This is a genomic window from Burkholderia sp. 22PA0106 (genome assembly GCF_047497155.1).
Taxonomy (GTDB): domain Bacteria; phylum Pseudomonadota; class Gammaproteobacteria; order Burkholderiales; family Burkholderiaceae; genus Burkholderia.
Map to the genome: position 1 here is coordinate 2039454 of NZ_CP163163.1, position 24809 is coordinate 2064262.

Here is a 24809-nt window from a genome sequence, read left to right on the forward strand (position 1 = left end):
TTTCCGTTTCGCGTCAACGGTATGGGCTCCGAAACAGCCGCGCCGCCGATATTTCAGCGGGGTTCGACGACCCACGCGCCGCCGCGCTCGACCAGTGTCCGGTCGCACGCGAACTCGTCGAGCACGTGATCGTGCCCCGGCAGTGCCTGGATCACGACCTCGCCCGCGTCGCGCAGCGCACCGACCGCCACGCGCAGCGCATCGTCCTGACGCCACGGCGCGAGGATCGCCGTGCCGCGCGCCTCGATCGGCGAAATCCGCGCGATTTCGCGCAGATCGAGCGAGAAGCCGGTAGCCGGACGCGCACGACCGTAAGCCTGGCCCACGTGGTCGTAACGGCCGCCGCGCGCAACCGCGTTCGGCACGCCGTCGACATAGGCCGAGAACATCGCACCGCTGTGGTACGCATAGCCGCGCAGGTCGGCCAGGTCGATCGCGACCTCGGCGCCCTGCACCTGCGCCGCGAGCTGCGCCAGATCGTCGAGCGCGCGCGTAATTTCGGGCAGCGCCGGCAACTGGCGGCGCGCTTCGTCGATCACCGACGCGTCGCCATACAGATGCGGCAGCAAGCGCAGCGCGGCACGCGTATCCGCCCCCAGATCCTCGGTCAGCTCATTGATCAGCGGCACGTCCTTGCCGGCCAGCGCGCCATACAACAGCTCGCCGCGCGACGCCGCCACGGCGTCGCGCGCGAACAGCGCGTTGAGCACGCCGGCATGGCACAGATCGAGACGGATCGTGCCGATGCCGGTCAGGCGCAGCGCGTCGAGCAGCAACTGCTGCACTTCGAGATCGGCTTCGAGGCCGGCATGGCCGTACAGCTCGGCGCCGATCTGGATCTGTTCGCGCGTGGCGTGCAGGCCGCGCGGGCGCGTATGCAGCACGTTGCCGGCGTAGCAAAGGCGCGTCACGCCCTGGCGATTCAGCAGGTGCGCGTCGATCCGCGCGACCTGCGGCGTCATGTCGGCGCGCACGCCGAGCGTGCGGCCCGACAGTTCGTCGACGAGCTTGAACGTGCGCAGATTCAGATCGTTGCCGCCGCCGCTCAGCAGCGACTCGAGATACTCGAGCAGGGGCGGCATCACCATTTCGTAACCGTACGAACGGAAGCGGTCGAGCAGCCTGCGACGCAGCTCCTCGATCTTGCGCGCTTCCGACGGCAGCACGTCGGCGATATTCTCGGGAAGTAACCAGGTCGACATCGTTACGGTCCTACGACAGGAAACAGCGGCGCGCACGGGCGCGCCGGATTTTGGAATCGGTAAGTGCCTGCGCCACGCGGTTCGGCAAGCGCCATCCAGGCGCCGACAAGGCGGTTCGGGCAGGAACCGCGCCCCCGGGGCGGGCGGAAACGGGCCGGATCGGCGGCCGCGAAATCAGGTCGCGAAGACGAACAGCACGAGGCCGATCACCATCACGATCAGGCCGCCGATCCGGATATGATGCGGCGGCCGCTCCGCTATTCTACGAAACGTATCGCGCCACGCGACCGGAAACACGAACGGGAACGCGCCTTCGACGATCAACATCAGCGCGAGCGCGAGCAACAGCGAACCGGCAATATCCATGCGGTATCGATGACGCCGCGCGTGGCGGCGCCCCTTCTCAGCGTCAGTGTTTGCGGGGAGCGGGAGCCGGCGTCGCGGCGCTGCCGCCCGTCGGACTGCGCATGAAACGGAAGAACTCGCTGTCCGGGTCGACGACGATCACGTCGTTGGCATGGAACGTGTTCCGGTATGCCTGCAGGCTGGCGTAGAACTGATAGAACTGCGGATCGCGGCCGTACGCATCGCCCGCGATCGATGCGGCCTTCGCATCGCCCTCGCCCTTGATCGACTGCGCCGATTGATAACCGTCGGCCAGGATCTGCTGTTGCTGGCGCATCGCATCGGCCTTGATCTGCTCGGCGCTCGCAGCACCTTCGGCACGCTGCGTATCGGCGCGCTCGCGTTCGGCGGCCGACATGCGGCGATAGGCAGCCTCGGATGCGGCGGCAGGCAAATCCACACGCAGCAACGAGACATCGACGATCTCGACGCCGTAAGGCGCCACGGCGGCCTGCAGCGAGGCCTTCGCCTCGTCGGCGATGGCCTGCTGCGCGCGGATCGCATCGGTCAGCGTGCGCGTCGAGAACGCCTGCGTCAACGCCCCCTTCAGCGACGACAGCAGCGGATCGACCACGTCGCGCGAGCCGGCGTCGGTCTTTGCGTAATACTTGAGCGGATCGGTGATGCGGTAGCGCACGGCCGGGCTGACCAGCACGTCCTGCTTATCCGAGGTCGTGCAGCTTTGTGCATCGGCCCATTCGAGCGTCTGCAGGCGAGTGTCGACCAGCGCCGCGGTTTGCAGCGGTGGCGGCAGCTTCACGTGCAGGCCGGGGCCGAGCAACGTGGGCTCGCCCTCGCCGCGTGCGGACAGCACGGCCGCGTGACGCGGATCGACGACGAACACGGTGGACGACGCGGCGAACGCGACGACGACGAGCGCAATGACAAGCGCGATGATTCGATTCATGTCTGGCGGTCCCCGTTACTGCAAATCGTCTTCGCGCGACCGGCTGCGGAACCCTTCGCGCGATCGCAGCGAATCGTCGCCGGCCGTGGCGCTGGCGGCACGCGCCGCGCTCGCGGATGCCGCGGCAGAGACGGCGGCGGACGAACCGGCCGACGACACTGAATTGGCCGCGCCGGCGGTAGCACCCGGATCGGATGCTCCTGCGGCCACCGAAGCCGGCACCGCACCGCTGGCAGCGGCCGCATCGGCCGCGCGCTGACGTTGTTGTTCGACGATCTTGTCGATCGGCAGATAGACGAGGCTGTTGCCCGACTTGTTGCCGACGTAGACCTTGGTCGCCTTCGAATAAATTTCCTGCATGGTGTCGAGATACATGCGCTCGCGCACCACGGCCGGCGCCTTCTCGTACTGTGCATAGACCTGCTGGTAGCGGTCGGCGTCGCCCTGCGCCTGCGTGACCACGCGATCGGCATACGCCTTGGCCTCGTCGACCAGCTTGGCCGCATCGCCACGTGCGCGCGGCAGCAGATCGTCGGCATAGGCCTGCGCGGCGTTCTTCGCGACTTCGCTCGCCTGACGCGCCTTCGCCACTTCGTCAACCGCCGATTGCACTTGCTCGGGCAATTGGGCGGCCTGAATCGTGATGCCGGTGACCACCAGGCCGGTCTGATCACGATCGAGATCGTGCTGGATCTGCGTGGTGAGTTGCGTGCGCAACGCATCACGATCGACGCCAATTACGTCGCTGGCCGCTTCCCCGCCAACGATGCGGCGAATCGCGGCTTGCGCCGACTGGCGCACGGCGAGTTCGGGATCGGCCGCGCGGAACAGATAATCAGCCGCCGAGCGGATCCGGTACTGAACGATGAAACGCACGTCGACGATGCCGCCGTCGCGCGTGAGCATCGACGCATCCTTGACGTTGGCGATGCGCACCACGTTGTTGCGACCGATTTCGGTGGAATGCACCTGCGCCGTATCGACGATTTCGTGCGACTCGAACGGATACGGCAGGCGCCAGTGAGCGCCCTGGCCGACCGTGCCGTGGTATTCGCCGAACTTCAGCACGACGCCCGTCTGGCCGTCCGGCACCATGAAGATGCCACTGCCCGCGTAGACCGCGACCAGCACGCCGATGACGATACCGACGCCGACGCGTGCGGCGCGCCCGTTATCGGGACGCATGCCGCGATTGCCGCCACCCTTGCCGCCGAACAGCCCGGACAGGCGGCGGTTGAAGTTGCGCCACATTTCGTCGAGGTCGGGTGGGCCGTCGCCATCGCGATCGGGTTGCGGGCGTTTCGGTTCGTTCTTGCGGGACTTGTCGCCATTGCTTTCGCCACGCCCCCAACGGGGATCGTTGATCGACAGCATCGGGCGCTTGCGCAGCCAGGAACTCCGCTCGTTGTAATCGTTCACCTGAGTTTGTTCACCAGAGTGGGTGCGACTGTCCGGCTGGCGCCGGCTAGTGCCCGTGTTCGGAAACCGTGTGGTCGTCGTGCGGTTCGTTCAGCGCGTTGCTGTCGAACCGAATGTCGCGCTCGGGCAGCGCCGTGCCGGACAGCGCATCGCTGGTCGCGATTTCGGCAATGGCGGCACGCAGCGTATCGAGTCCCTGGCCGGTGCGCGCGCTCAAAAAGACGCGCGAAATATTACCATACTCGTCACGCTCGACCGCGTCGCCGCGAGCCGCGAGTTCGGGCACCGCGTCGATCTTGTTGAATACCAGCACCTGCGGAATCGAATCCGCGCCGATCTCGTGCAGGACATCGTTGACCTGCTCGATCTGTTCGAGGCGCACTGCGCTCGACGCATCGACGACATGCAACAGCAAATCGGCGTGGATGGTTTCCTCGAGCGTGGCACGAAACGCCGCGACCAGTTGGTGCGGTAGCTCACGGATGAAGCCGACCGTATCCGACACGACGATCTGCCCGACCTCGTCGCCCAGATACACACGGCGGGAGGTGGTATCGAGCGTGGCGAACAGCTGGTCGGCCGCGTAGGCTTGCGCTTTCGTCAGCGCATTGAACAGCGTGGACTTGCCCGCGTTCGTATAGCCCACCAGCGACACCGACACGGTGCGGTTGCGTTCGCGCTGACGGCGCTGCGTATCGTGCTGGCGACGCAGCTTTTCGAGCCGCGTCTTCAGCATCTTGATGCGTTCACCGATCAGCCGGCGGTCGGTTTCGAGCTGCGTTTCGCCGGGGCCGCGCAGGCCGATACCGCCCTTCTGGCGTTCGAGGTGGGTCCAGGCGCGGATCAGCCGCGTGGAGAGGTAGTGCAACTGCGCCAACTCGACCTGCAGCTTGCCTTCGTGGCTGCGAGCGCGCTGCGCGAAAATATCGAGAATCAGGCTCGTGCGATCGACCACGCGACGGTTCAGCGTGCGTTCGAGATTGCGCTGCTGCGCAGGGGCGAGCGGGTGATTGAAGATGACGATGTCGACGCCGTTGGCATCGCAGGCGAGGCGCAGTTCTTCGGCCTTGCCGCTGCCGATGAACATGGCCGCATCGGGGCTGGAACGCTTGCCGGTCAGGGTGACCACCGGGAGGGCGCCCGCGCTGGAAGCGAGCAGACTGAGTTCTTCGAGGCTGGCTTCGAAATCGGTCTTGCCGAAATCGATGCCGACTAACGCTGCGTTGATCAAATTATCAGGTGTCAAAGTAAGGCGGCTGGCGTGGATCGCCGGCGGCGAGCAACGCCAGCCGCAGCAATCGGGTTAGGAGGCCGCGCCTTCCGCGTCCGGGTGGAAGTTCACCGGGCGCGCCGGAACGACCGTCGAGATAGCGTGCTTGTAAACCATCTGGGTAACCGTGTTACGGAGCAACACGACGTACTGGTCGAACGATTCGATGTTCCCTTGCAGCTTGATGCCGTTGACGAGGTAAATCGACACCGGCACATGCTCCTTACGCAGTGCGTTCAAAAACGGGTCTTGTAACAATTGCCCTTTGTTGCTCATGGCTTACTCCATCTTTTTTGCAGGTTGATCTTGTAGATTGTCGGCGAAGAAAAAGAGATCCGCCGTCAATCGCTACACTATAGCCGATTTCGTTGCCCCCGCTCGGGAGCCGGCCATTCGGTCTAATCCCCTCAATCCTTGTCCGCATAAGGGTTCGTCGAGGATCGGAACTCTATCCGCAATGGAGTGCCGGTCAGCTCGAAAGTTTCCCGGAAACGGTTTTCGAGGTAACGCCGGTAGGTATCCGTGATCGCGTCGAGCGCATTGCCGTGCACCACGATGATCGGCGGATTCTGGCCGCCCTGGTGGGCGTAGCGCAGCTTCGGCCGAACCGGGCCGCGACGGCGCGGCTGCTGAAATTCCACGGCCTCGATCAGCGCGCGTGTGAGCTTCGGCGTCGGCAGCTTCTTCATGGCCGCCGCGTAAGCATCGTCGACCGAGCGCAACAACGGGCCGATACCGGTTTTCTCGGCAGCCGAGATGAAATGGAATTTCGCGAATTCGAGGAATTTCAGCTTGCGGGTCAGGTCGGCCTTGGTGCGCTCGCGTGTGTGCGAATCGAGCCCGTCCCATTTGTTCACGCCCACCACCAGCGCGCGGCCCTGCTCCACCACGAAGCCCGCGATATGCGCATCCTGGTCGGAAATATCCTGCTGGGCATCCAGCAGAAGAATGACGACGTTCGCGTCCGAAATCGACTGCAGCGTCTTCACTACCGAGAACTTCTCGATCGCCTCGAACACCTTGCCGCGGCGGCGCAGGCCGGCCGTATCGATCAGCGTATAGGGCTTGCCGTTGCGCTCGAAATCGACATAGATCGAATCGCGCGTGGTGCCCGGCATGTCGAACGCGATCACGCGGTCCTCGCCGATCAGCGTATTGACGAGCGTCGACTTGCCGACGTTCGGGCGGCCGACGATGGCAATCTTCACACCGCGCGTCTGCGCCGCGTCGTCCGATTCCTCCGACTGACCCGCGTAGGCCACTTCGAGCGCCTCGCTGATCATGTCGTGGACACCATCGCCATGCGCGGCCGAAATCGCGCGCGGGTCGCCGAGGCCGAGCTCGTAGAAATCGCTGGCCACCGCCGTGTACTTCATCCCCTCGGCCTTGTTGACGACCAGGAAGATCGGCCGGCCCGTCTTGCGCAGGTAGTCGGCAATCGACTTGTCCTGCGGGGCCAGGCCGTTACGGCCATCGACGATGAACACGACGATATCGGCTTCCGCGACGGCCTGGCGTGTCTGGCGCGCCATTTCGTGCAGGATTCCGTCCTTGGCGACCGGCTCGAAACCGCCCGTGTCGACCACGAGATAGGGGCGCTCGCCCACCCGGCCCTCGCCGTAATGGCGATCGCGGGTAAGGCCCGGCAGGTCGGCGACGAGTGCGTCGCGCGAGCGCGTGAGCCGGTTGAACAGCGTGGATTTCCCCACATTGGGGCGCCCGACGAGGGCAATGACCGGTTTCATTTGATGTCGTTTACGGTATTACGCAGGAGCGGGATGCCTGCCGCGCGGAGAACCGGCTGCGACGGGTGGCTGCGTTGAATGAAAATTAGCACGAATTCCGCGCCGCAATGGGCGCGCGCGTGCGACTCGCGCGACACGCGAACTCGGCGGCTGACCGCCGGGGCAGCGCGCCGGACCCGCCCGCTCGGGAGCGCCGGCGACAATTGCCGCACAAAAAAACACGCGCGGCCCGCGCCCTGAGGCGCTGGACCGCGCAATTCCAGCAAATCGATCAGCGCGGACGGAAGCCGTAGACTTCGCCGTCATGCGTTTGCACGACCAGCGTATCGCCAGCCAGCACCGGCGCTGCCGTGATCGCGCTGCCGTCCGTCTTCATGCGTGCGACGAACGTACCGTCGTCGCGGGACAGGAAGTGGACAAAACCCTTGTAATCGCCCATCACCAAGGCGTGGCCCAGCAGATAAGGCACGCCGACGTCGCGGCTCTTGAGCTGATCATTGCGCCAAAGCTGCTTGCCCGACATCACGTCGTAGGCTGTCACGACCGACCAATCGTCGCCACCAGCCATCACGGTGTCATCCTGCGCCACGCCGCTGCGGCTCGAGAACGATTTTTCCCAAAGCGGGCGGCCCGAATTCGCATCGAAACAACCGATCTGGCCCTGGAACGTGACGGCACAGGTTTGTGCGCCGACCAGCGTAGGCGGCCCGCTCACGTCATTGATGCGCTCGACCTCGGTCACGCCCTTCGGATAGGACACCGGCGTTTGCCAGTAGGCCTCGCCCGTCTGCAGGTTGATCGCCACCAGACCACCGCCCGGGAAACCGGCCAGCACGGCCGCGTCGCCCGCGAACGTCATGCCGGCCGAGACCCGCAGGTTCAGCGGCACCGCGCGGCTGCGGTACACCCACTTCTGCTCGCCCGTTTGCGCGGCGAATGCGATCACCTGGCCGTCGATCGTACGCACGATCACGAGACCGTTGCCGACCAGCGGCGGCGAGAAGATCTCGCCCTGTATGTTGGTCTGCCAAAGCTGCTTGCCGTCCGCGCCAAGCACGAACACGCCGCCCTTGAGCGCACCGACCGCCGTCAGGGTGCCATCGCTGCCCACGCCGGCCGACAGGTCCGAACGCAGCTTGGTGTGCCAGACGGTCTGGCCGGTCTTGGCATCGATCTTCTCGACCGAGCCGTTCGCCGCGGCCACGAACACCGCATCGCCAACCGCAACCGGCGAGAACGAATAGCGCCCGCCCTTGCCCACGCTCGTCTTCCATGCCTGCGTCACATTGAGCGCGGGCTTGATCTCGGTGAGCGGCGTCGGCACGCGGCGCGCATCCTTGGTGGACGAGCACGCCGCCAGCGCGAGGACGGCAACTGCGCAGGCGATCGGAAGAACGTTACGTTTCAGCAAATTCATCGGTGAGCGAAGCTATCTAGAGTTGTGGAACGAGCGCGGACGCTCAGCTACCGAGCGCGTCGAGCTTGAACTGAACGAGCTGACGCGTGGACGTGTCTTGCTTCGGCAGGGATTCGAGCGCGAGCTGGTACGCTGCACGCGCATCGTCGCGTTTGCCCTGGGCGGCAAGCAAATCGCCACGACCATCCGCCACGAGAGGCTTGAAACTGTCGACGGGCGTGCCGCTCAACAGCGCGAGACCGGCGTCGTAGGCCTTTTCGTCGAGCAGCAACGAAGCCAGGCGCAGCTTCGCGACCTGCTTGTACGAATCGTCCTTCGCGTTGTCGATGGTCCATTGCAGCTGGGCTTTCGCACCGGCCGAATCGCCCGCATCGTACAGGCCCTTGGCGGCGGCCAGTGCCGTCATCGGCCCGTACGCCGTGCTGCCGTACTTGCTTTCCATGTCGGACGCGGCGCGCGCAATCTTGGCCTTGTCGCCGGAGCTGATGGCCTGCTGCACGGCCTCGTAGAACACCGAAGCCTCTGCCGCCTGATGGCGCTGCCAGTAATTCCAGCCGTTCCAGGCGGCGGCGACGACGAGCGCCGCAGTCAGGACCCAGGTCGTCAGGTTGCCCCAACGGGCCCACCAGGCTTTGACGCTTTCAATCGATTCTTGTTCGTCGTGATAACTCATCGGCTAGCGATTCCTTCTTCCTGCTTGTTGTCGAGCGAATCCGCTGCGATCAGTCGTCGCCGTCTTCGGCGGATGCAACCATCGCATTGATTAGAAATTCGGTCAAGTTCTCGACCGTTACCGTCTGCTGCTCGCTCTTCTCGCCCTCGCCGGCACCGCGCAGCGCCTTCACGCCCACCGTGCCATTCGCGACTTCGTCTTCGCCGAGGATCACCGCGTAAGCCGCGCCGCTCGCGTCCGCACGCTTCATCTGCGACTTGAAGCTGGCGGTGCCGCCGTCGGGGCTGCAGTGGAAAATCACGTCGAGGCCGGTGTCGCGCAGGCGCTCGCCGATGATGAACGCCTGCTCGCGTGCCGCATCGCCCTGGTGAACGATGTAGACATCGACGCCTTCCTGCTCCGGCACGAGCTGATCTTCCTTGAGCAGTTCGAGGATCCGCTCGACGCCCATCGCCCAGCCGCAAGCGCCCGTGGGCTTGCCACCGAGCTGCTCGATCAGCGGATCGTAGCGACCGCCTGCGGCCACCGTGCCTTGCGCGCCGAGCTTGTCGGTCACCCACTCGAACACGGTCAGGTTGTAATAGTCGAGGCCGCGCACGAGACGCGGGTTGATCGTGAACGGCACGTTGTTGGACTTCAGCAGACGCTGCAGGCCCTCGAAATGCGCGCGCGAAGATTCGCCGAGGAAGTCGATCAGCTTCGGCGCGTTCTGCGCGATTTCCTGCAGCGCCGGGTTCTTCGTGTCGAGCACGCGCAGCGGGTTCGTATATAGGCGACGCTTCGCATCCTCGTCGAGCACGTCGGCGAACTGCTCCAGGTACTTGATCAGCTCGACGCGGTGCGCGGCACGCTCCTCGGCCAGGCCGAGCGAGTTGATTTCGAGCTTGATGCCCATCAGGCCGAGGTCGTCCCACAGGCGCTGACACATCATGATGATTTCGGCATCCGCATCGGGGCCGGCGAAACCGAGCGCTTCCACGCCGACCTGATGGAACTGGCGATAGCGGCCGCGCTGCGGACGCTCGTGGCGGAACATCGGGCCGATGTACCACAGACGCTTCGGGCCGTCGTACAGCAGGTTGTGCTCGATCGCGGAACGCACCACGGCAGCGGTGTTTTCCGGGCGCATCGTGAGGTGCTCGCCGTTCAGCGCGTCGGTAAAGCTGTACATCTCCTTCTCGACGATATCGGTCACTTCACCGATGCCGCGCGTGAACAGTTGCGTATGCTCGACGATCGGCGTGCGGATGTTCTGGTAGCCGTAGGCGCGCAGCAGCGACTTCACGGTCGCCTCGAAGAATTCCCACAATCCGGCATCCTGCGGGAGGATGTCGTTCATGCCCTTCACGCCCGTCAGTTTTTCGAGCTTTCGCTTGGTTTCGGTCATCTGATTTCGGTTGACGATTTATTGCTCGGCCGTTGCCTGGCCGTAGTTGCGCGCGACGTAGTCACTCACGATTTGCTGGAATTCCTCGGCGATGCGCTCGCCGCGCAGGGTCTTGACCTTCTCGCCATCGATGAACACCGGCGCGGCCGGGTTCTCGCCCGAACCCGGCAGGCTGATGCCGATGTTCGCGTGCTTCGACTCGCCCGGGCCATTGACGATGCAGCCCATCACCGCGACGTTCATCTTTTCGACGCCCGGGAAGGTCTTGCGCCATTCCGGCATCTGCTCGCGCAGGTAGGTCTGGATCTGCATCGCCAGCTCCTGGAACAGCGTGCTGGTGGTGCGACCGCAACCGGGGCATGCGATCACCATCGGCGCGAACGAACGCAGGCCCATGGTTTGCAGGATTTCCTGGCCGACCACCACTTCGCCCGTGCGCGGCGCGCCCGGCTCCGGCGTCAGCGAAATGCGAATCGTGTCGCCGATGCCTTCCTGGAGCAGCACGCCGAGAGCGGCCGTGGAAGCGACGATGCCCTTCGAACCCATGCCGGCTTCGGTCAGGCCCAGGTGCAGCGCGAAGCCGCAACGCTTGGACAGCTCGCGATACACGGCGATCAGATCCTGCACGCCGCTGACCTTGCACGACAGGATGATCTTGTCACGGCCAAGGCCCAGTTCGACGGCACGTTCGCCCGAGCCGATCGCCGACTGGATCAGCGCTTCGTACATCACGCTCTGCGCATCCCACGGCGTGCTGCGCGCGGCGTTCTCGTCCATCATGCGCGCCAGCAGGTCCTGGTCCAGGCTGCCCCAGTTCACACCGATCCGCACCGGCTTGTCGTACTTCACGGCCGCTTCGATCATCTGTGCGAACTGCGTATCGCGCTTCGCGCCCTGGCCGACGTTGCCGGGATTGATCCGGTATTTCGACAGCGACTCGGCACAGGCCGGATGATCGCGCAACAACAGATGGCCGTTGTAATGGAAATCGCCGACCAGCGGCACCGACACGCCCATCCGGTCGAGCTGCTCGCGAATCGCCGGCACGGCCGCTGCCGCCTCGGGCGTATTGACCGTAATCCGTACCAGTTCCGAACCCGCGTTCGCCAGGTCCTTGATCTGGATAGCCGTGCCGATGGCATCGGCCGTATCGGTGTTCGTCATCGACTGCACGCGCACGGGCGCGTCGCCGCCGATCGTTACCAGATTCCCGCCCCACCGGACATCCACCGCATGCGAACGGCGACGCGGCGCGAAGCCGCCAAACACCGGCTCGGTTGAACAAATCTGACTGCTGCGTGGGGATTGAGCTTCGGATTGCATCGTTGGATCCATTTACGCCGGAAGCGCCACCCCTCGGGCGGCGCACGAATTGAAAAAGTGTCGTGCCCGGTCAGCCACGACACTTGCCGTCAGGGCAGCGCGAACCGCGCGACATTGCCCCGACCCGCAGAGTATTTTGCCGGATCGACGGTTTTTCCGTCGAACGTCACCGCGTCGAGGCCGGCCCGATTGCCGATGGTGATGCGCAGCGGCGCTTCACCCGCGCCCTGACGCGTCTCGCCGGCCTTGACCAGCCCCGACACGATTTCCTTGCCGTTCTTGTCGCGCACGCTGACCCAGCAATCCTGCTTGACCGTGATGCCGATCGTCGACTGGCCGGCAGCCGCCACGACGCTGGCGCCGTCGGCGCCCGATGCCGTAGCGGGCGCGGCCGGAGCAGCAGCAGGCGCGACCGATGCCGGCTGTGCCGGTGCTGCGGCCGAAACGGCACCGTCGATGCCAGCCGGAGCACTCTCGGTTGCGCTCGACGCCACTTCACCTGCCACCGTCGAACCGCCCACGGCAATCGCGGTGGAATCGGACGTCGCCGCGGCCTGAGCGGCCACCGACGAGGCTTGCTGTGCATCGGACGCGCCGACGCCGGCATTCGACTTGAAACGCGAGAGCCAATTTGCCGAATCGCCACCGGAATGCCACATGGCCGCGGCGATCACCGCCACGATCACGGCCAACACCGCCCACAGCCATGAACGGCTGCGTGTGGAAGCACCAAGCGGAATCGATACCCGGCCGCGCGGCAGGCCCGTGCCGGCCGATGCCGGCATCGACAGATCGACTTCGGGGATGCCTTTTTCACGGCGCAACGCCTGCGCAAACGGCTCCGGATCGACACCAAGCATCTTCGCGTAACTGCGCACCACGCCGGCCGCGAACGTCGAACCCGGCATCTGGCTGATATCGCCGGCTTCGAGTGCGCGCAGCTTCGGCACGGCAACCTTCAAGCGCGACGAAACATCCGCGACCGACCAACCCTTCGCTTCGCGAAGCTGCGCGAGGCGCGCCCCGACCGCCGCCAACGACTCCAACCCCGCCGATGCCGGCTTGTACTCGGCGTTCGTGTCTGCGCCTCTTGGCGGTTGCGGTTCGCTCATCCTATTCCTCGCGTCGATTCTTCTTCACTTGCGCAACCGCGCCGACACATCGCCGACGCCGAAGCGCAACCTTTAAACAGAGGCAGGCCTGGCCTGCCCCGGATCGCTTTCGCGTTGCCCGGACCTCCCCGTCAGACGGCCCGGACCTCGATGATTTTCCCCGTTCCGGTCCGTTCCGCCAGGCGCGTGCGGTCTTTCACTGCGCCGGCGAGCTGCCCACAGGCCGCATCGATATCATCGCCGCGCGTCTTGCGCACGGTGGTGACGACGCCGGCTTCGAGCAGAACCTGCGAGAACTGCTTGATCCGCTCGTTCTTCGAGCGCAGCAGCCCCGATTCCGGGAACGGATTGAAGGGGATCAGATTGAATTTGCACGGCACGTCGCGTGTGATGGCGAGCAGCTCGCGCGCATGCGCGTCGGTGTCGTTGACGCCGTCGAGCATGCAATATTCGAACGTAATGAAATCCCGCGGCGCGACATTCAAATAGCGCTGGCACGCAGCCATCAGCTCACGCAACGGATATTTCTTGTTGAGCGGCACCAGCTCGTCGCGCAGCGCGTCGTTCGGCGCATGCAACGACACCGCAAGCGCCACCGGCAACTCCGCGCCGAGACGGTCCATCATGGGCACCACGCCCGACGTGGACAACGTGACACGGCGCCGCGACAGCCCGTAGGCGTTGTCGTCGAGCATCAGCCGCATGGCAGGCACCACGGCGCTGTAATTGAGCAGCGGTTCGCCCATTCCCATCATCACGACATTGGTGACGACGCGGTCGGCCTTGCCGTTCGGCCCGGGCGCACGCCCGAGCGATTCACGCAGCGCGAATTCCGCCATGCGCAACTGGCCGACGATTTCGGCCGTCGACAGATTGCGCGAAAAACCTTGTTTTCCGGTCGAACAGAACCGGCAATTGACCGCACATCCCGCCTGCGACGAGACGCATAGCGTGCCACGCGTTTCTTCCGGGATGAACACGGTTTCGACCGCGTTGCCGTTGCCGACGTCGATCAGCCACTTGCGCGTGCCGTCCGACGAGACGTGGTCGCTGGCGATATCGGGCATGCCGATGATCGCGCGACCCTTCAGCTTCTCGCGCAATGACTTGGCGAGATCAGTCATGCCGTCGAAATCGGCGGCATTGTATTGATGAATCCAGCGCTGCAACTGCTTGGCCCGGAACGGCTTCTCGCCCAGGCTGCCGCAATATGCGACGAGGCCCTCGGCGTCGAAGTCGAGAAGATTGACGGTAGTTTCGCTCGTCATGATGCCCTGCCTTGCTGCAAGCGCCGGATTCGCGTTACCCGCTTAGCGCGAGTAGACGTTCAAGCCTGCGAAGAAAAATGCGATTTCGACCGCAGCCGTTTCCGCTGCGTCCGAACCGTGCACGGCGTTCGCGTCGATGCTGTCGGCGAAATCGGCGCGGATCGTGCCGGCTTCTGCCTTCTTCGGATCCGTTGCACCCATCAGGTCACGATTCTTCAGGATGGCGCCTTCGCCTTCCAGCACTTGGATCATCACCGGGCCCGAGATCATGAAATCGACCAGGTCCTTGAAGAACGGACGTGCTGCATGCACTGCGTAGAACTGCTCGGCTTCGCCGCGCGACAGGTGCGCCATACGAGCTGCGATGACCTTCAGGCCAGCGCTCTCGAAACGGCTGTAGATCTGACCGATCACGTTCTTTGCCACTGCGTCCGGCTTGATGATCGACAGGGTGCGCTCGATTGCCATAAAAACTCCAAAAAATTAAGAAGTTACGAATTCAAATGAATCCGCTATTGTAGCACGTTCCGATGTATCATTGCGATTGAACCCTTACACCGCCGCAAGGTCGAAAACCGGGTATGCTGAGGCTTGCGCGTCGCGCGTGTATCAGATATTCGGTGGCCCTTGAAACCTTGGGCCGGCAGACCGATCTTATGCAGTGCGGCGCCCGGATTGCTGCAGCGCATTGCGATGCATCCGGTTCCCGATCGCTGTCACGTTCCATGCTAGGAGAAACCATGAACGACTATCCGTACAACTTCGGTCGCGGCGGCTCGCTGGCGTCGGCCGAGACCCGCAACCGCGTACTGCGCAATACCTACTGGCTGCTCGCGCTCTCGATGATCCCGACGGTCCTCGGCGCATGGGTCGGGGTCGCAACCGGTTTCTCGCTGTTCGCGGCCACCAGCCCGATGATGAGCCTGCTCGCCTTTTTCGCGATCGCGTTCGGCTTCATGTTCGCGATCGAGCGCACCAAGAACAGCAGCGCGGGCGTCTTCGTCCTGCTCGGCTTCACGTTCTTCATGGGCCTGATGCTGTCGCGCCTGCTCAGCTTCATCCTCGGTTTCTCGAACGGTCCGTCGCTGATCATGCTCGCCTTCGGTGGCACTGGCGTGATCTTCGCCGCGATGGCCGCCGTCGCCACGGTCAGCAAGCGCGATTTCTCGGGCCTCGGCAAGTGGCTGTTCGTCGGCGTGATCGTGCTGCTGCTGGCATCGGTCGCCAACATGTTCCTGCACCTGCCGGCGCTGATGCTGACGGTGTCGGTGCTGGCCATCGTGATCTTCTCGGCCTACATGCTGTTCGATGTCCAGCGCGTCGTAAACGGCGGCGAGACGAACTACATCACGGCCACGCTCGCGATCTATCTCGATCTGTACAACGTCTTCACGAATCTGCTCGCGTTGCTCGGCATCTTCGGCGGCAACCGCAACTGATCGCGGAACGCCTCCCACGAAAAACCGGCCCTCGGGCCGGTTTTTTCATGCCTGCTTGAAACGCTCCAGTCAGTCGCGCTCGAACACTGCGATCGATTCGACGTGAGACGTGTTCGGGAACATGTTGACCACTCCCGCGCCGCGCATCCGGTAACCGGCCTCGTGCACCAGCAGCCCGGCGTCGCGCGCCAGCGTAGACGGATTGCACGACACGTAGACGATCCGCTTCGGCAGCGGGCCCTCGCCGCTTTGCGCGATCTCGGCCAGCGCCTTCGATACCGCCAGCGCACCCTCGCGCGGCGGATCGACCAGAAACTTGTCGAACGCGCCCAGCGCGCGAATATCGTCGGCCGTGACTTCGAACAGGTTGCGACAGGCGAACGACGTATGGTCGTCCACGCCATTTTCCTTCGCGTTGGCCAGCGCGCGCGTGGTCAGTGCCTCGCTGCCTTCGATCCCCACCACCTCACGCGAGAGACGCGCCAGCGGCAGCGTGAAGTTGCCGATACCGCAGAACAGGTCGAGCACGCGATCGTTGCGCTGCGGGGCGAGCAAACGCAACGCCCGGCCGACCAGCACGCGATTGATCTGATGGTTGACCTGCGTGAAATCGGTCGGCTTGAACGGCATCCGGATATTGAATTCCGGCAGCGTATAGTCGAGCGACTTGTCGAGCGGATAGAACGGGAACACCGTATCCGGCCCCTTCGGCTGCAACCAGAACTGCACGTCATGCGCATCGGCAAACGCGCGCAGCAAGGCTTCGTCGTCCGAATTGATCGGCTCCAGCACGCGCAGCACGAGCGCCGTGACACTCGACCCGACCGCCAGCTCGATCTGCGGCATGCGGTCGCTGATCGACAGGCCTGCCACCAAGTGACGCAGCGGCACGAGCATGGCCGACACGTGCGGCGGCAACACTTCGCAGCTCGTCATGTCGACGACGTAGCTGCTCTTCTTCTCGTGGAAACCGACCAGCACGCCGCCCTTCTTCGGCACATTGCGCACGGTCAGCCGCGCCCGGTAGCGATAGCCCCAGGCCGGCCCGTGGATCGGCGAGAACATCGTTTCGGCTCGCAGCTTGGCCAGGTGCCACAGGTTGTCTTCGAGCACGCGCTGCTTGATCGCAACCTGCGCGCGCACGTCGAGATGCTGCATCGAGCAGCCGCCGCAGGTGCCGAAGAATGCGCATTTCGGCTCCACGCGCATCACGCTCGGACGCAGAATATCGACGACGGTGGCCTGCTCGTAGCTCGGCTTGCGGCGGTAGCTCGAATACGTGACACGTTCGCCGGGCAACGCGCCCTCGACGAAGATCACCTTGCCGGGCTCGCCGTCCTCGTTCACAAGACGCCCGACGCCGCGCGCCTCATGGTCGAGCGATTCGATCTCGATGGGCGCGCTGACATGCACGACGGGCGCGTTCCGGGATTTGCGCGCGGGAGTGGGGGCGGCTTCAGACACCAGCTTTTCCTGACATTCGTTTGTGGGAAGGCGAGATTGTAGACGAATGGCCGACCGCGATTGGAGATTCGACATGCAACTGCTCAACTGGAACGTTCAATGGGGTCGAGACGCCGGCGGCGTGGTCGATCTGGGCCGCACCGTCGCCGAGGCGCGCGCGCTGGCCGATTTCGACGTGCTCTGCCTGCAGGAACTGACGCGTGGCTTCGGCGCCCTGCCCGGCGGCCCCGGCCCGGATCAATTCGCCGAGCTGGCCGCGTTGCTGCCGGGCTTTGCGGTGATCGAGGCGATTGCCGTCGATCTGCCGCCTATGGCCGCTGGTGGGCCACGGCGTCAATTAGGCAACGTGATCGCGACACGGTTGCCGCTCGGGCGCGTGATGCGCCACACGCTGCCGTGGCCGGCTGACGATCGCGCACAGTCGATGCCGCGCGTGGCGCTTGAAGCCAACATCGAAACCGAGCGCGGACTGCCGTTGCGGATCGTCACCACGCATCTGGAGTTTTACTCGGCGGCGCAGCGGCTCGCACAGGTCGAGGCGCTACGCGATCAGCACCACGAAGCAGCCGGGCACGCGCATCATCCGGCGCGGGCCGAAACGCGCGACGGGCCGTTCGCGGCTTCGGGGCGCGCGCTCGATGCGGTGCTCTGTGGGGATTTCAACAGCGCGTATCGCGACGACGCGTACCGGCGCATGCTCGCACCGATCGATGGCGCACCCGGCTTCGCCGACGCCTGGGTGCACCGGCATCCGGACGAAACGCCACCACCGACCGCCGGGGTCTACGACACGGTGCAATGGCAAGACGGCGCGATGACCTGCGATTTCGTGTTCGTGACGGACACGCTGCTCGATCGCGTCGCGCGCTGTGAAATCGACGGCGCGACGCGTGCCTCCGATCATCAACCGATCCTGCTGGAACTGCACGACTGACCGCAAAGCCACCGATGCCTGCGCAGCGTCACGCCTTCGGGAATGCCGCCAGGTACTCGGCCCAATGCGGCGCGGGTTCAGCGACGAGCGCGTCCTTCACGATCTGCACTTCCTCGGCGTATTCGGCCGGCGCCAGCCCGCCGCGCATCAACTGGAAGCGGCAATAAAGCAGATAGGTATTCACGACGTCGGTTTCGCAGTAACTGCGGATCGCCTCGATCTCGCCCGCCCGAAACGCCTCCCACACCTGGCTGCCGTCCATGCCGAGCTTGCCCGGAAAGCCGCACAGCTTGGCCAGCGCATCGAGCGGTGCGGCGGCGCGCGGCTGATAGAGCGCAAGCAGATCCATCAGATCGGTGTGGCGCGTGTGATAGCGCGACAGGTAGTTGTTCCACTTGAACTCGCGATCGTCCTCGCCCAGATCCCAGTAGCGCGGCGCGGCGATGCCGTGCACCAGCGCCCGGTAGTGGAGCACCGGCAGATCGAAACCGCCGCCGTTCCACGACACGAGCTGCGGCGTGTATTTCTCGATGGTCCGGTAGAACGATTGGATCAGCGCGGCTTCGCTGTCCTGCGCCGTGCCGAGCGAGCGCACGCGAAAGCCGCCCTTGTCGCGAAACACGCAGGAAATCGCGGCGACGCGCTGCAGGTGGTGCGGCAGGAAATCGCCGCCCGTCTTTTCGCGGCGCGCCTCGAACGCATGTTCGGCCACTTCCTCGTCGCTGAGGTCGGGCGGGAGATCTTCAAGACGGCGAATGCCGTCGACATCGGGAATCGTCTCGATGTCAAAAACCAGAATCGGTGTCATCAATGGCTTACAGGACGGCGTCCTTGCGAACGCCATTGGAGGCAAAAAACCGCTTAAGGCGCACCAGCGCTTCCTGCTGGATTTGCCGCACGCGCTCGCGGGTCAGCCCCATCTCGTCGGCCAGCTCTTCGAGCGTGGCAGGTTCGATGTTGTTCAGGCCGAAACGCCGCTCGATCACATGGCGGTGCTTGTCGGACAGCCGCGACAGCCACGCGCGCGTCAAGGTTTCGAGCTCGCGGTGCTGCACTTCGGCGTCGGGAGACTGGCCCTGGTCGTCGGGCAACAGATCCAGCAGGCTGCTGGCCGGATCCATGTCGAGCGGCGCGTCGAGCGACGCGGTGTGCTCGTTCAGCGCGAGGATGTCGGTCACTTCCTCGGCCGTCTTGCCCGTCAGGTAGGCGATGTCGTCGATGCTGGCCTCGCGGCGTTCGGCCGCCTCGCCCGTCGACATCGAATTCTTTTCGAGGTGGCGCTTGGCACGCAGCACCTGGTTCAGCTCGCGAATCACGTGCACCGGCAGCCGAACGGTGCGCGCCTGGTTCATGATGGCACGCTCGACGCTTTGCCGGATCCACCAAGTGGCATAGGTCGAAAACCGAAAACCGCGCGTGGGATCGAACTTCTCGATCGCATGCATCAGGCCGAGATTGCCCTCCTCGATCAGATCGAGCAGCGGCACGCCGCGATTCAGATAGCCTTTTGCGATGCTGACCACGAGCCGCAGATTCCGCTCGATCATCACCTGCCGCGCCTCGAACTCGCCGGCCTTGGCCCGCCGCGAGAAATGCTGCTCTTCCTCGACGGTCAGCAGCGGCTTGACGCTGATGCGGTTCAGGTAATGCTGGATGGTGTCGGCGGTGAGTTCCGCCTGCATGATCGCGCGGAAATCGTCGGGCTCGGGCGCGCTCTCGCCACCGCTGCCGCGCGTTCCGCGTTCGCCGTCGTTATCGTCCGAATCGGCTTCGCGCGCTTCGTAATCGCGCTCCGGCTCGGAGGCATCGTCATCATCCTGCTTCGAAGCGCCAGCCCGTCCCACCGATGCTTGCGTGGCACGACTGATCTTCTCAGACTCGGCTTGCGGCTCGTGGCGCTTCGATTTCGGCATGATCGTCTCGGCTATTGAGGCGGCAGATACTTCAGCGGATCAACAGGCTTGCCCTGGCGGCGAACCTCGAAATGCAACATCACGCGGTCGGAATCGCTGTTGCCCATCTCGGCGATTTTCTGGCCTTTCGTGACGGAATCCCCCTCTTTTACCATCAAAGCGCGGTTGTGTGCATACGCCGTGAGATAGGTCGGATCGTGCTTGATGATAATGAGGTTGCCGTAACCGCGCAGACCGTTACCGGCATAGACCACGCGGCCGTCCGCCGCTGCCTTGACCGGCGTGCCCGCCGTGCCGCCGATATTGAGGCCCTTGTTCTTCGAGTCGTCGAACTGATTGAGGATCGGGCCGCGCACCGGCCACGCGAACGACACCGAACCCGAGCTGGCGCTCGGCGCTGCGCCCGGCGCCGGTGCAGCGGCGACCGGCGGCACCGCGTTGCCGGCCGGCGCGCCGTTCGCACCGTTCGCGCCGTAGATCGGCGGCATCGCCGGGCCGCTCGACAGCGGCGGCACCGGGGCGTTCGAAGCACCCGGCGGCGGCATCGCGCCCGCGACGGCGCCGTTCGGCGGCGCAACGCGCAGCAGTTGATCGACTTCGATCTGATTCGGGTTCGACAGGTTGTTCCACGAGGCGATGTCGCGGTAATTCTGGCCGTTTTCCAGGGCGATCCGATACAGCGTATCGCCCGGTTTCACGCGGTAATAGCCGGGCGGCGGCGGGCCGAGCGGCACGGCCGGCTGCGTGGCGGCCAACGGCGCCGACGGCGACGTGCCGAGTGCGCCGGAGCGATCCACCACCGGCGCCGGATCCATGCGCGATGCGCAGGCGGCAACGAGCAGGAGTGCGGCTGCACAGATGGCGCGCTGGCCGATTCGCTGGCCGGATGTCAGCGGAATAGTCGATTGTTTGTTTTGCATCGCGCGCAACGTAATCATCAGTGTCAAATCACTCCGGATTTTAAAGGGACAAAGAAAACGCGATCAAGTCGCGACTCTCTCCATTGTGTCGGCCCGACGCGTTCGACGAGCGTCAGCACTTGCGAATCGCCGCTCTGCGCGCCGACCGGCGCGACCAGCCGGCCGCCCACGGTCAGTTGCTCGAGCAGCGCTTGCGGTATATCCAAGCCGGCCGCCGCGATCACGATCGCATCGAACGGCGCGGCCGCGGGCAAGCCGAGGCGGCCGTCGCCGTAATGCAGCCGGATGTTCGGCACGCGCAATGGCCGGAGATTGCGTTTCGCGCGTTCGAACAAGGGTTTCACGCGCTCGATCGAATAGACGTCGCGCGCGAGATGACTCAATACCGCAGCCTGATAACCGCAGCCGGTGCCGATCTCGAGCACGCGCTCGGGCGAACGGCCCGCGAGCGCCAGTTCGATCATGCGCGAGACCACGGACGGCTTCGAAATCGTTTGCTGATGGCCGATCGGCAAGGCCGCATCTTCATATGCCTGCGCGGCCAGGCCGGGATCGACGAACAGATGACGCGGCACGGCGGCCATCGCGGCCAGCACGCGCGTATCGGTGATGCCGTTCGCGCGCAGTCGTTCGACCATGCGCTCGCGAACCCGTTCCGAGGTCAGCGCCAGCGCACCGGTCACAGCGGGTTTTCCCGCATGGGCGGCGCCCTTCGCAGCCACCGCCGAGGCGGTGTTGCCCTGCAGCGCCGCACGCGTCAGGCCGGCCGGCCGCGCCGGCGACCCGGCCACCGACGCGCCGAGCGTCGGCCGTGCGGGCGATGCGGGATGGGATCGCTCGTTCGTGCGGGCGGCCGCCTTGCGCGGCGCCCGCTTCAGATCCTCGAGCGCAAGCGGAAACCGCTTGGCGCGCTCGCCGCTCATGCGACGTCGCTCCGCGAGCGCACCCAATCGCGCGTCGCCGCCAGTTTCTGCGTATCGGTGAGATCGAGCTGCAACGGCGTGATCGACACATGGCCGTTCGCCGTCGCGTGGAAATCGGTGCCCTCGCTCGCGTCGAGCGCGGCACCCGTGGCGCCGATCCAGTAGATCGCCTCGCCGCGCGGGTTGTTCTGGCGGATCACCGGTTGCGACGGGTGACGCTTGCCGAGCCGCGTGACCTGCCAGCCCTTGAGCTGCTCGTACGGTAAATTCGGGATATTGACGTTCAGAAAAGGCTGGCCCGGCATCGGCGTTTCGATGAAATGCCGGACGATGTCGGCGGCCACGCGCGCGGCCGATTCCAGTTCAACCCAATCCTTGTCGACCAGCGAGAACGCGATGGCCGGGATGCCGAACATGATGCCTTCGGTGGCGGCGGCGACGGTGCCCGAATAGAGCGTGTCGTCGCCCATGTTCTGACCGTTGTTGATGCCCGACACGACGAGGTCGGGCCGGCCCTCGAACATCCCCGTCAGCGCGAGGTGGACCGAGTCGGTCGGCGTGCCGTTCACGTAATGAAATCCGGTGGTGGCCGAGCGATGCAGCGACAGCGGCCGCGACAGCGTCAGGGAGTTCGACGCCCCGCTGCAATTCTGCTCGGGCGCCATCACGGTCACATCGGCGAACGGACGCAGCGCTTCGTAGAGCGCGGCCAGGCCGGGCGCCAGATAACCGTCGTCGTTGCTGAGTAGGATTCGCATCCGGCGATTGTAACCGAGGAAACATGGCGTGCGAACGACAGTCCGGCCACCTGCCGGCGCATCGCCGAGCGGCGCTAGATCACGCGTTTTTCGCGCAGCGCAGCGATCGCCGGAGCGTCGTAGCCGAGTTCGGCGAGCACCGCGTCGGTGTGCTCGCCGAGCGCCGGCCCGAGCCAGCGCGTATCGCCCGGCGTGTCCGACAGCTTCGGCGTGATCGACGGCAGCGCAATCTCCTGTCCGTCCGGCAGGCGGAAACGCTGGATCATCTGGCGTGCGACGAACTGCGGATCGACGAACATGTCGGCTGCGCTGTAAATGCGCCCGGCCGGCACGTCGGCCGCATTGAGCACCTCGAGCGCGGCGTCGATGGTGCGCGGCGCGAGCCAGGCGGCGATCGCATCGTCGATCTCCTGCGTGCGCGGAACCCGGCCATCGTTGTGCGCGAGCGCCGGATCGTCGGCCAGATCGGCGCGCTCGATCGCCTTCATCAGGCGCTTGAAGATCGGATCGCTGTTGCCGCCGATCACGATGCTGCCGTCGGCGCAGGCATAGGTATTGGACGGCACGATGCCCGGCAGCGACGCACCGGTGCGCTCGCGCACCATGCCGTAGACGCCGTACTCGGGCACCACGCTTTCCATCATGTTGAACACGGCTTCGTAGAGCGCGACGTCTACCACCTGCCCCTTGCCGCCGTTCATGTTGCGGTGGTGCAGCGCCATCATCGCGCCGATCACGCCGTGCAGCGCGGCGATCGAATCGCCGATCGAAATGCCGATGCGCGGCGGCGGCAGCTCGGGATAGCCGGTGATATGGCGCAGGCCGCCCATCGATTCGGCGATCGCACCGAAGCCGGGACGGTCGCGATACGGGCCGGTCTGCCCATAACCGGACAGCCGCACCATCACGAGGCCCGGGTTGTTCGCCGACAGCACGTCGTAGCCGAGGCCGAGCTTTTCGAGCAGCCCCGGGCGGAAATTCTCGACGACGATATCGGCCTCGGCCGCGAGCTGCTGCGCGATCCGCCGGCCTTCGTCCGTCTTGAGGTTGAGCGTGACCGATTTCTTGTTGCGCGCCTGCACCGCCCACCAGAGCGACGTGCCGCCCGCTTCCGGGTAGAGCTTGCGCCATTTGCGCAGCGGATCGCCGCCGTTCGGATCCTCGATCTTGATCACTTCCGCGCCGAACTCGGCGAACAGGCGGGCCGCGAACGGCCCCGCGATCAGCGTGCCGAATTCAAGCACCTTGACGCCCACGAGCGGGCCTGGCGTTGCGCTCATCTGTGTGGATTCTCCGGAACGGCGTACGGCCGAATGGCCGGTGCCGCGTTACAGGGTGCGGCGGTCGAGCATCGCGCGGGCGATGGTGCCCGCATCGACATATTCGAGTTCGCCGCCCACCGGCACGCCGCGCGCGAGCCGCGTGACGGACAGGCCGCGCGCTTTCAAGGTTTGCCCCAGGTAATGGGCGGTGGCCTCGCCCTCGTTCGTGAAGTTGGTCGCGAGCACGACTTCCTTGACGATGCCGTCCGACGCGCGCTTCACGAGCCGGTCGAAGTGGATTTCCTTGGGGCCGATGCCGTCGAGCGGGCTCAGCCGCCCCATCAGCACGAAATAGAGGCCGCGGTAGGTCAGTGTCTGCTCGAGCATGATCTGGTCGGCCGGCGTCTCGACGACGCACAGCAGGCTCGGATCGCGCTCGGTATCGCTGCAGACTTCGCAGATGCGCGCCTCGGTGAAGGTGTTGCACTTCTCGCAGTGCTGCAGGTGCTCGGTCGCGAACAGCAGCGATCGCCCGAGCCGCTCGGCGCCATCCCGATCGTGCTGCATCAGGTGGTAGGCCATCCGTTGTGCGGATTTCGGCCCGACGCCGGGCAGCACGCGCAGTGCTTCGACGAGGGCGGACAGGGCGGACGGCTGTTTCATGCGATACCGATATGCGAAAGGAACTGCCTTAGAACGGCAGCTTGAAGCCCGGCGGCAGCGGCAGGCCCGAGGTCATGCCGCTCATCTTTTCCTGCGACGTGGCCTCGGCCTTGCGCACGGCATCGTTGAACGCCGCGGCCACCAGGTCTTCGAGCATGTCCTTGTCGTCCGCGAGCAGGCTCGGGTCGATCGTCACGCGGCGCACTTCGTTCTTGCAGGTCATCGTGACCTTGACGAGCCCGGCGCCAGACTGACCTTCGACTTCGATGAGGGCGAGCTGCTCCTGCATCTTCTTCATGTTGTCCTGCATTTGCTGGGCTTGCTTCATCAGCCCGGCGAGTTGGCCTTTCATCATGGACGTGCTCCTTGGTATTCGTGTGAGACCGGCGCGATCTTAGCGCCGGT

General features: G+C 65.0%; 25 protein-coding genes. 2 read left to right on the forward strand and 23 right to left on the reverse strand.

Translation table 11 applies throughout. The features are described from left to right. Positions 1–53 precede the first annotated feature (53 nt). The 14 genes from AB4850_RS23745 to ndk all read right to left on the reverse strand — a co-directional run bounded on the left by AB4850_RS23745 (position 54) and on the right by ndk (position 14596). Entirely contained in the window at positions 54–1202 is a 1149-nt protein-coding gene (locus AB4850_RS23745) for an ATP phosphoribosyltransferase regulatory subunit (RefSeq protein WP_414445420.1), read from the reverse strand. Between the two features lie 174 nt (positions 1203–1376). Beyond that, a complete protein-coding gene (locus AB4850_RS23750) occupies positions 1377–1568 on the reverse strand; it encodes a DUF2065 domain-containing protein (RefSeq protein ID WP_414445421.1) in 192 nt (63 codons plus the stop codon). Positions 1569–1611: 43 nt separating this feature from the next. Beyond that, positions 1612–2514: a protease modulator HflC gene (gene hflC, locus AB4850_RS23755; RefSeq protein WP_414445422.1), complete on the reverse strand. Its 903-nt coding sequence runs from the start codon at positions 2512–2514 to the stop codon at positions 1612–1614. A 15-nt stretch (positions 2515–2529) separates the two neighbouring features. Further along, positions 2530–3933, reverse strand: a complete 1404-nt coding sequence (hflK, locus tag AB4850_RS23760) for an FtsH protease activity modulator HflK (RefSeq protein ID WP_414445423.1) — start codon at positions 3931–3933, stop codon at positions 2530–2532. 46 nt (positions 3934–3979) lie between these two features. Beyond that, positions 3980–5179, reverse strand: coding sequence for a GTPase HflX (gene hflX / locus AB4850_RS23765; RefSeq protein ID WP_414445424.1), 1200 nt, complete (start codon positions 5177–5179; stop codon positions 3980–3982). A gap of 57 nt (positions 5180–5236) precedes the next feature. Continuing rightward, on the reverse strand, positions 5237–5479 hold the full coding sequence (gene hfq, locus AB4850_RS23770; RefSeq protein WP_206126773.1) for an RNA chaperone Hfq: 243 nt from the start codon (positions 5477–5479) through the stop codon (positions 5237–5239). Between the two features lie 131 nt (positions 5480–5610). After that, complete coding sequence (der, locus tag AB4850_RS23775) at positions 5611–6948, reverse strand: ribosome biogenesis GTPase Der (protein ID WP_414445425.1); 1338 nt, start codon at positions 6946–6948, stop codon at positions 5611–5613. Positions 6949–7219: 271 nt separating this feature from the next. Further along, complete coding sequence (bamB, locus tag AB4850_RS23780; RefSeq protein ID WP_414445426.1) at positions 7220–8365, reverse strand: outer membrane protein assembly factor BamB; 1146 nt, start codon at positions 8363–8365, stop codon at positions 7220–7222. Positions 8366–8408: 43 nt separating this feature from the next. Continuing rightward, a complete protein-coding gene (locus tag AB4850_RS23785) occupies positions 8409–9038 on the reverse strand; it encodes a tetratricopeptide repeat protein (protein WP_414445427.1) in 630 nt (209 codons plus the stop codon). A gap of 49 nt (positions 9039–9087) precedes the next feature. After that, positions 9088–10425 (reverse strand): histidine--tRNA ligase, encoded by a 1338-nt coding sequence (gene hisS / locus AB4850_RS23790; protein WP_414445428.1) that lies wholly within the window; start codon positions 10423–10425, stop codon positions 9088–9090. Positions 10426–10443: 18 nt separating this feature from the next. Next, a complete protein-coding gene (gene ispG, locus AB4850_RS23795; RefSeq protein ID WP_414445429.1) occupies positions 10444–11748 on the reverse strand; it encodes a flavodoxin-dependent (E)-4-hydroxy-3-methylbut-2-enyl-diphosphate synthase in 1305 nt (434 codons plus the stop codon). Positions 11749–11837: 89 nt separating this feature from the next. After that, positions 11838–12860, reverse strand: coding sequence for a helix-turn-helix domain-containing protein (locus AB4850_RS23800; RefSeq protein ID WP_414445430.1), 1023 nt, complete (start codon positions 12858–12860; stop codon positions 11838–11840). Positions 12861–12991: 131 nt separating this feature from the next. Further along, positions 12992–14128: a 23S rRNA (adenine(2503)-C(2))-methyltransferase RlmN gene (gene rlmN / locus AB4850_RS23805; RefSeq protein ID WP_414445431.1), complete on the reverse strand. Its 1137-nt coding sequence runs from the start codon at positions 14126–14128 to the stop codon at positions 12992–12994. Between the two features lie 42 nt (positions 14129–14170). Then, the gene (gene ndk, locus AB4850_RS23810) at positions 14171–14596 is read right to left on the reverse strand and encodes a nucleoside-diphosphate kinase (RefSeq protein WP_414445432.1); all 426 of its coding nucleotides are present in this window, start codon (positions 14594–14596) and stop codon (positions 14171–14173) included. A gap of 272 nt (positions 14597–14868) precedes the next feature. Between ndk and AB4850_RS23815 the strand changes: the two genes are divergently transcribed. Further along, positions 14869–15567: a Bax inhibitor-1/YccA family protein gene (locus tag AB4850_RS23815; protein WP_414445433.1), complete on the forward strand. Its 699-nt coding sequence runs from the start codon at positions 14869–14871 to the stop codon at positions 15565–15567. A 69-nt stretch (positions 15568–15636) separates the two neighbouring features. On the opposite strand, the gene rlmD is transcribed toward AB4850_RS23815, so the two are convergent. Beyond that, complete coding sequence (rlmD, locus tag AB4850_RS23820) at positions 15637–17031, reverse strand: 23S rRNA (uracil(1939)-C(5))-methyltransferase RlmD (RefSeq protein ID WP_414445434.1); 1395 nt, start codon at positions 17029–17031, stop codon at positions 15637–15639. Positions 17032–17104: 73 nt separating this feature from the next. On the opposite strand from rlmD, the gene AB4850_RS23825 reads away from it, so the two are divergent. Beyond that, positions 17105–17965 carry an endonuclease/exonuclease/phosphatase family protein gene (locus tag AB4850_RS23825; protein ID WP_414445596.1) on the forward strand — a complete coding sequence of 287 codons (861 nt, stop codon included), beginning with the start codon at positions 17105–17107 and terminating at the stop codon, positions 17963–17965. Between the two features lie 28 nt (positions 17966–17993). Here AB4850_RS23825 and AB4850_RS23830 read toward each other — a convergent pair whose 3' ends face one another. From AB4850_RS23830 to AB4850_RS23865, 8 genes are all read right to left on the reverse strand, one after another. Beyond that, positions 17994–18773: a 3'-5' exonuclease gene (locus AB4850_RS23830; RefSeq protein WP_414445435.1), complete on the reverse strand. Its 780-nt coding sequence runs from the start codon at positions 18771–18773 to the stop codon at positions 17994–17996. Between the two features lie 7 nt (positions 18774–18780). Beyond that, complete coding sequence (gene rpoS, locus AB4850_RS23835) at positions 18781–19878, reverse strand: RNA polymerase sigma factor RpoS (RefSeq protein ID WP_414445436.1); 1098 nt, start codon at positions 19876–19878, stop codon at positions 18781–18783. A gap of 11 nt (positions 19879–19889) precedes the next feature. Then, positions 19890–20816, reverse strand: a complete 927-nt coding sequence (locus tag AB4850_RS23840) for a peptidoglycan DD-metalloendopeptidase family protein (protein WP_414445597.1) — start codon at positions 20814–20816, stop codon at positions 19890–19892. 5 nt (positions 20817–20821) lie between these two features. Then, the gene (locus AB4850_RS23845; protein WP_414445437.1) at positions 20822–21721 is read right to left on the reverse strand and encodes a protein-L-isoaspartate(D-aspartate) O-methyltransferase; all 900 of its coding nucleotides are present in this window, start codon (positions 21719–21721) and stop codon (positions 20822–20824) included. Next, the gene (gene surE / locus AB4850_RS23850) at positions 21718–22479 is read right to left on the reverse strand and encodes a 5'/3'-nucleotidase SurE (RefSeq protein ID WP_414445438.1); all 762 of its coding nucleotides are present in this window, start codon (positions 22477–22479) and stop codon (positions 21718–21720) included. The genes AB4850_RS23845 and surE overlap by 4 nt, the downstream gene beginning before the upstream one ends. A gap of 74 nt (positions 22480–22553) precedes the next feature. Next, on the reverse strand, positions 22554–23759 hold the full coding sequence (locus AB4850_RS23855) for a CaiB/BaiF CoA transferase family protein (RefSeq protein ID WP_414445439.1): 1206 nt from the start codon (positions 23757–23759) through the stop codon (positions 22554–22556). A gap of 48 nt (positions 23760–23807) precedes the next feature. Further along, on the reverse strand, positions 23808–24404 hold the full coding sequence (recR, locus tag AB4850_RS23860) for a recombination mediator RecR (RefSeq protein ID WP_414445440.1): 597 nt from the start codon (positions 24402–24404) through the stop codon (positions 23808–23810). 28 nt (positions 24405–24432) lie between these two features. Continuing rightward, positions 24433–24759 (reverse strand): YbaB/EbfC family nucleoid-associated protein, encoded by a 327-nt coding sequence (locus AB4850_RS23865; RefSeq protein WP_414445441.1) that lies wholly within the window; start codon positions 24757–24759, stop codon positions 24433–24435. Positions 24760–24809 lie beyond the last annotated feature (50 nt).